6 protein-coding genes are annotated in these 7,137 nt (G+C 49.9%); all 6 read right to left on the bottom strand.

The annotated features are described in order from the left end of the window. Positions 1–136 precede the first annotated feature (136 nt). The 6 genes from WBV75_RS00735 to murG all read right to left on the bottom strand — a co-directional run bounded on the left by WBV75_RS00735 (position 137) and on the right by murG (position 7,125). Positions 137–589 (bottom strand): GatB/YqeY domain-containing protein, encoded by a 453-nt coding sequence (locus WBV75_RS00735; protein ID WP_424118751.1) that lies wholly within the window; start codon positions 587–589, stop codon positions 137–139. A gap of 91 nt (positions 590–680) precedes the next feature. Then, entirely contained in the window at positions 681–2,579 is a 1,899-nt protein-coding gene (gene ftsZ, locus WBV75_RS00730; RefSeq protein WP_424118750.1) for a cell division protein FtsZ, read from the bottom strand. 49 nt (positions 2,580–2,628) lie between these two features. Then, on the bottom strand, positions 2,629–3,963 hold the full coding sequence (gene ftsA, locus WBV75_RS00725) for a cell division protein FtsA (protein WP_424118749.1): 1,335 nt from the start codon (positions 3,961–3,963) through the stop codon (positions 2,629–2,631). A 7-nt stretch (positions 3,964–3,970) separates the two neighbouring features. Beyond that, positions 3,971–4,585 (bottom strand): cell division protein FtsQ/DivIB, encoded by a 615-nt coding sequence (locus WBV75_RS00720; protein WP_424118748.1) that lies wholly within the window; start codon positions 4,583–4,585, stop codon positions 3,971–3,973. A 94-nt stretch (positions 4,586–4,679) separates the two neighbouring features. Then, on the bottom strand, positions 4,680–6,026 hold the full coding sequence (gene murC, locus WBV75_RS00715; protein ID WP_424118747.1) for a UDP-N-acetylmuramate--L-alanine ligase: 1,347 nt from the start codon (positions 6,024–6,026) through the stop codon (positions 4,680–4,682). Continuing rightward, a complete protein-coding gene (murG, locus tag WBV75_RS00710; protein WP_424118746.1) occupies positions 6,019–7,125 on the bottom strand; it encodes an undecaprenyldiphospho-muramoylpentapeptide beta-N-acetylglucosaminyltransferase in 1,107 nt (368 codons plus the stop codon). The genes murC and murG overlap by 8 nt, the downstream gene beginning before the upstream one ends. Positions 7,126–7,137 lie beyond the last annotated feature (12 nt).

Here is a 7,137-nt window from a genome sequence, read left to right as displayed (position 1 = left end):
CCCTCAGAGCCGAAATCTGATATTCTATCCAGTTGAACTACGCGGCCTTTAAGCGGGCGCAATTTACATAAAATAAACTTCCTGAAACGTCATGGTGCGAAAATGCCAGCTTCGCCGGGAAGAAAGGCTTGCGCCTTTATTTATTCAGTTCCTGCCGTACCAGGTTTGCGATGGTTTTTCCATCTGCGCTTCCGCCTAATTTGCCGGTGACCACGCCCATGACTTTTCCCATATCCTTCATTGATTCCGCACCCAGGTCGGCAATGGTGGCCTGTACTTGTTTAAGGACTTCTTCCTCTGAGAGCTGCTCGGGAAGAAAACGCTCCAATACGGCAATCTGCTCCAATTCAGGGGCTGCCAGATCGTCCCTGCCCTGCTGGGTAAATATAGCGGCACTGTCCTTGCGCTGCTTTACGAGTTTCTGGACCAGCGCAATTTCTTCATTCTCAGTCATTGTTCCGCCCCCGCCTTTATCTGTTTTAGCTATTAGAAGGGCGGATTTAATCGCCCGTAGCGATTCCAGTGCTACGGTATCTTTAGCCTTCATAGCTGCTTTTAATTCCTGCATTACCTGTTCCTGCAAAGCCATTATTTCAGTATTAAATTAGGTGTACGAAGATAAAAAAAACCCGGGAAGCGATTTTCCCGGGTCTCTGTCAATAATCTCCTGCTACAGGTAGTTAATCTACGTTGTCGTGGAGGAAGGAATTATTAGATCGCAGGCGCAGTTCATCATTGCTGTCCTCACTCAGGGTAGTGCGCGAAACTTTCCCCTCTCCGTCCGGTGTCTGGTTCAAATCCACACCCTGGCGCTTATAGGCCGGTTGTTTTTCAATTTCATCAATATTGGTACGGTTATGCTGAAACTTATAATTGAAATCCTTGAGTTTACGCCTTCTTTCATCGGCCCGCTCCTTTAAGATTTCAGAAATGGGCCGGTCTGTGGGCTCCTGGGTTTCAGGAGCAGCCGGATTCTCGGGCTTGTCCGCCACCTTGTGCTCAAATACGAGTTCCCCCCCGGTCAGTTTCGGATCGTAGTGCTCTGCTTTGGAAGTGGCTCCGGTCAGTTTTTTTTCCAGGTCGAGATACTCATCGAGGCTGTATCGGGTTTCTCCTTCTATTTCGTACTCCAGTACGGGTGTGATTTCCACATGGTCCCGGACTTCCATATCGTTGAGGTCTTCCCCCAAATCAAATGTGATCACGGTTTCCTTTTCCTCCTCCTCGTTAGTATCATCTTCCTGCTTAGGCGCCAGGGGCATATCAAAAGCAAGGGCAAACTGGTCTTCTTTCTCTGCTTCAGGTGAGACCACTTGTGGATCGACCACTTCGATATCCCGGATCAGTTCCTTTGAATCCACAAAGACAAAGTCTTCTTCTACAGGCTCTGCGACAACTTCGTCATAGAACACATTGAAGTTTCTGATGAACTGGGTGGTCTCCACCAGATCCATATCGGGTTGTTGTACGCTTACCTCTGTGGATTCTTCTTCCATTTCCAGGGTATGTACCACCTTTTGTTCGCTCAGGTCCTGTTGCGCCTTTTGCTCGTCTTCCAGGGTATGGATGATTTTCTTGGACTCCGTATTGACTATTTCGTCTTGTTGATCCACGTTAAATCCCGTGGCGATAACGGTAACCGCAATGGCTTCTCCGAGGTTCTCATCCTCTCCCACACCCATAATGATGTTGGCACTATGCCCGGCTTCCACCTGGATATGGTCATTGATCTCCCCAATTTCATCGATGGTGATCTCCTGGGACCCGGAAACAATCAACAGGAGTACATTCTTCGCCCCTTTGATCTTGTTGTCGTTCAGCAGGGGGGAATCAAGAGCTTTTGCGATGGCCTCCTGAGCCCTTGAAGAACCTGAAGCCATAGAAGAACCCATAATGGCTGTACCACTATTGGAAAGTACTGTTTTGGCATCCCTGAGGTCGATATTCTGGGTAAAGTGGTGGGTAATGACCTCGGCAATTCCGCGCGCTGCCGTGGCAAGGACCTCATCTGCCTTCGCAAACCCGGCCTTAAACCCGAGGTTTCCGTATACCTCCCGTAATTTGTTGTTATTGATGACAATCAGCGAATCCACATTATTCCGGAGTTTTTCAATCCCCTTCTGCGCCTGGTGACACCTGGTTTTCCCTTCAAACTGAAAAGGCATGGTCACGATTCCTACCGTGAGGACATCCATTTCTTTGGCCTGCCTGGCGATTACGGGAGCGGCACCCGTACCCGTTCCCCCGCCCATTCCGGCAGTGACAAAAACCATTTTTGTATTTGTGGATAGCATTTGTTTTACCTCTTCCATACTCTCCAAAGCGGCCTGCTCCCCCACTTCGGGATTCGCCCCTGCGCCGAGTCCCTCGGTAAGGGTAACCCCGAGCTGGATTTTATTGGGCACAGAACTGTTTTGTAGCGCCTGGGCATCGGTGTTACAAATCACAAAGTCCACACCGTGAATCCCGGCCTGGAACATGTGGTTAATCGCGTTGCTGCCTCCTCCCCCAACGCCGATAACCTTGATGACGTTACTTTGGTTTTTGGGTAAATCAAAGGTGATGTTATCCATTTCCATATATGTTTATTTTATTCGTATTGCGGTTTTACTTTAAGACCCGAGGTCCCTATTCTGCATTGTCTAAAAATTCTTTAAGGCGGTCTGCCCAACGGTCGAGCACAGATTTGCGCTCCCTTCCCATGGCCTCTGCCTGGCTTTCCGAATCGGCGACATTTTCCAGGACAAAGTCTTCATCCGAAGCCTCAGCGCTCTCCATTTCCTTCCGCTTCTCATTGCGGTGTTTGTTCTCTACAGAATTCATCAGCAGTCCCACTGCGGTCGCGTAGGTGGGGCTGGCAATTTCCTGATCTGAATCCCCGGCCAAATGCTCGTTCGGGTATCCGATCCGGGTATCCATCCCGGTGATGTATTCCACGAGTTGCTTCAGGTGTTTTAACTGGCTTCCTCCCCCGGTGAGCACGATTCCGGCGATAAGCTTTTTCTTTTGATCTTCATGACCGTAATTCTTGATCTCCAGATACACCTGCTCTATGATTTCAACCACACGGGCGTGGATAATCTTCGAAAGGTTTTTAAGGGAGATCTCCTTGGGTTCCCTCCCCCGGAGTCCGGGAATGGAGACAATTTCATTGTCCTTGTTCTCCCCCGGCCAGGCCGAGCCAAACTTCAGCTTTAGCAATTCTGCCTGTTTCTCGATAATGGAACACCCCTCTTTGATGTCCTCTGTGATCACATTACCCCCAAAAGGGATAACTGCCGTGTGCCGTATAATCCCATCCTTGAAGATGGCCAGGTCGGTGGTACCGCCACCGATATCGATCAGGGCTACCCCCGCTTCCTTTTCTTCCTGGCTCAGTACAGCATTGGCCGAAGCAAGGGGTTCCAGGGTGATGTTGTCCAAATCCAGTCCGGCACTCTTAATGCAGCGTCCTATGTTCTTAATCGAGGACACCTGCCCGACAACCACATGGAAGTTCGCCTCCAGACGACCTCCGTACATCCCGATAGGTTGTTTGATTTCCGCCTGCCCGTCTACCTTGTGCTCCTGAGGAAGTACATGTATGATTTCCTCTCCGGGAAGCATGACCAGTTTGTACACCTGGTTGCAAAGCTTTTCCAGGTCTTCTTCTCCAATGACCTCTTCCGGATTCGGTCGGGTGATATAGTCACTATGCTGCAGGGAGCGGATGTGCTGCCCGGCAATTCCCACCGTGACCGAATCGATTTCAATACCGGAATTCTCTACGGCCTGGTCTACTGCCTGCTGAATGGACTGGATTGTCTGGGTAATATTATTGACCACGCCGCGATGCACCCCAAGGCTACGGGAACGCCCGATACCAAGGACCTCAATTTTGCCGTACTCGTTTTCCCTGCCGATTATGGCCACAATTTTTGTGGTACCGATGTCAAGACCTACTGAATAATTCTTTTGCTCCATGGCTGCATTAAATTTTTGTACAAACTACCTGGTTATCAAATTCCAGACTCACTACCTGGTACGACATCAGGGTATTCTCCAAAGTCGCCTGTGCGTAGAAAGCTTTAAAATTTTTAAACTTCTCCGCCAGGTCGGAGGTGTCCCCGAGACGCACGACAAAGTGCTCTAAACGGAATTTTAAATGATAATCGGATTCCCCTTCGATATGGATGCCTATCACATTCTTGCTGAGAAAGGGATCCTGATTTATAAAATTTAAAATCACATAGGCATCCTCTAGGGTTTTGCCAGTGATTTCGCCCGTAATGATTGGGACTCGTGCAGAGTGACTGGGAGACAGGGGCATTTTCATGCCCTCATCATCGAGGTAAAACGGATTGGCTCCCGCTACACGACCGATGGGTTTGCGCTGCGTAATTTTTGCGTACAGGTCACCGTCAACAGTAAGATATACTTGGGCATTTTTAACCATATCAGAGGTCTGCAAGACCGACTCTATAGTATTCAAAACTACCCCTTCTTTGGGTGCATTCCGGAGCAGGCCATATTTTTGTATTAACAATTTATTAACCGTACTCTCTGTGAGGTAAAAGTTCTCACCTTCCTCAAAGGCAATGTGCACTTCTCTAATGTTCCGATCTGAACTACGTACTTCAGAAAATGCATACAGTACTGTTGTACAGCTTATTAGACCTAATAATTTTAAAACATTCCAGTTAACTCGCATCTCGTAAAGCTTTTTTAATGAATTGGGCCTGCTGACCGATATCCCCGGCACCCATGGTGACAAGCACCTGAGGCTTTCGCGCCTTGATCTCAGGGATTAAATCGGTTTTGGAAACCATCTTTTTATTCGAATTCTCAATTTGTTCCAGCAACCATTGTGAATCAATGCCGGCAATGGGCTGCTCCCTGGCCGGATAAATATCGAGCAGCCAGATCTCGTCAAAACGGGAGAGGCTCCGCGCAAAATCCCCTCCAAAATCCCGGGTACGGGAAAACAGGTGGGGCTGGAACACTGCCAGAATCCGGGCGGCAGGATAATTCTCCCGCAGGGCCTGGTATACCGCATCGATCTCCCGCGGATGATGGGCGTAGTCATCCACATATACTTGTTGCTCGCCCTTGTGCATTACCGAAAACCTGCGTTCCACACCCTTAAAAGTTGCCAACCCGCGAATCAGAGGTTCGGGATTTCCCGTCACCTGCATCGCCATGGCAAAAGCAGCCAGCCCGTTGAGCAGGTTATGATGTCCCGGTTTCGAAAAGCACACCTCATCAAATTTCTGCTGAGGGGTTTGAATGCTAAACACATAGCCATCTGCATCCTGTCGCAGATTGCGGATACAGTAGTCTGAATCGTCCTCTATACCATACGTCAGACCCTTTAGGGGGAGTCCCTTGCGCACCAGCAATGTCCCCCCGATTTTTAATTTTCCGGCAAACTCCCTGAAGGAGTCTTCCAGGGCCTCCCCGCTCCCATAGATGTCGAGATGATCGGCATCCATAGAGGTTACACAGGCCACTTCAGGGGTCAGCCACAGGAAGGAGCGATCGTACTCATCGGCCTCCACAACGGTAAACTCAATGCCTTCCAGCACGAAATTGCTGCCAAAGTCTTCAGAGACACCCCCCAAGAAAGCGGTGAACTCCAGGCCGGCCTCATGGAGCAGATGCGCCAGAATGCACGATGTCGTAGTCTTCCCGTGCGTCCCTGCTACAGCCAGGCAGCGGCTATTGCTACTGATCAGGCCCAGTACTTCTGCCCGTTTTTTAATCTGAAAGTTCTTGCCGCGGAAATAATTCAATTCCGTATGCGAATCCGGGATGGCGGGGGTATACACAACCAGGGTTCCTTCCGGGGTGCGAAATGCGTCGGGAATTTGGGAGACTGCATCCTCAAAATGCAGGGCGATCCCTTCAGATTCCAGGGTATCTGTAAGGGGTGTGCGTGTTTTATCGTAGCCGGCCACTGGTTTGCCCAGATGTACAAAATAACGGGCCAGGGCCGACATACCAATGCCCCCTGCTCCGATAAAGTATATCCGCTCAATCTTAATCATGGCTCGTGGCTTTATGAAGGAGCCCTTCAATTTCATCGACTATAGCCGCCGTGGCACCCGGCTTTGCCAATCCTTTAAAGGCCGCACCCATGGCTCGCATACCTTCCGGGTTAGCGACCAGCTCTTCCATTGTTTTTTTAAAGGATTCCTCCAATTCGGATTCCAATAACATTACTGCTGCTTTTTTCGCCACAATGGCCTCTGCGTTTTTGCGCTGATGGTCCTCGGCCACATTGGGCGAGGGTATAAACAATACCGGGCTACCCACAAGGGCGAGTTCCGATACCGAACCTGCACCGGCCCTGGATATAATCAGGTCTGCTGAGGCTAAAGCGGTACGCATATCCCTGATAAAAGGAGTGACCTCCACCCCCGGAGCCGTGTACTTTTTATAGGTTTGATAATAACCCTTCCCGCACTGCCAGAGGATTTGAAATCCGAGTTCCTGCAGAAATCCGAGTTCCGCTTCAATTAACTGATTGATCCGTCGCGCCCCCAGGCTACCCCCCAAAACAACCAATGTCTTTTGATCCTGATGTTGGTTTAAGGCTCCTTTGGCCTGTTGTTTGTCGGGCAGGGACTCACTCAATTCTGCCCGGACAGGATTCCCGGTAAACCGGATTTTTGCCTTTGGAAAAAAGCGTTCCATCCCCGGATAGGCCACAAAAATCCGCGCCGCCTTGGCCGCCAGCCATTTGTTGGTAATTCCGGCAAAGGAATTCTGTTCCTGCAATACACAGGGTATCCCCCTTGAGGAGGCCATTCGCAGTGTTGGTCCACTGGCAAAACCCCCGGTACCGATTACCAGGTGGGGTTTAAAATCTGTTATGATCGCATTTGCTTTCATCAGGCTCGCCAGAAGTTTCACCGGAAACAACAGGTTCTTCAGTGTTATTTTACGCTCCAGTCCGCTAATCCAGAGTCCTTTGATCTCATATCCGGCCTGGGGCACTTTTTCCATCTCCATCCGGTCGCTGGCCCCTACGAAAAGGAACTGTGCCCGGGGATGTCTGCGCCTGAGCTCATCGGCTATGGCAACAGCCGGATATATATGTCCTCCGGTTCCTCCTCCGGAAAGTAAAAACCTATAGTTGTCCACTTAATACCTCCA

Source organism: Robiginitalea sp., assembly GCF_049588695.1.
Lineage (GTDB): Bacteria > Bacteroidota > Bacteroidia > Flavobacteriales > Flavobacteriaceae > Robiginitalea.
This window is presented reverse-complemented; position numbering and strand designations above follow the sequence as displayed.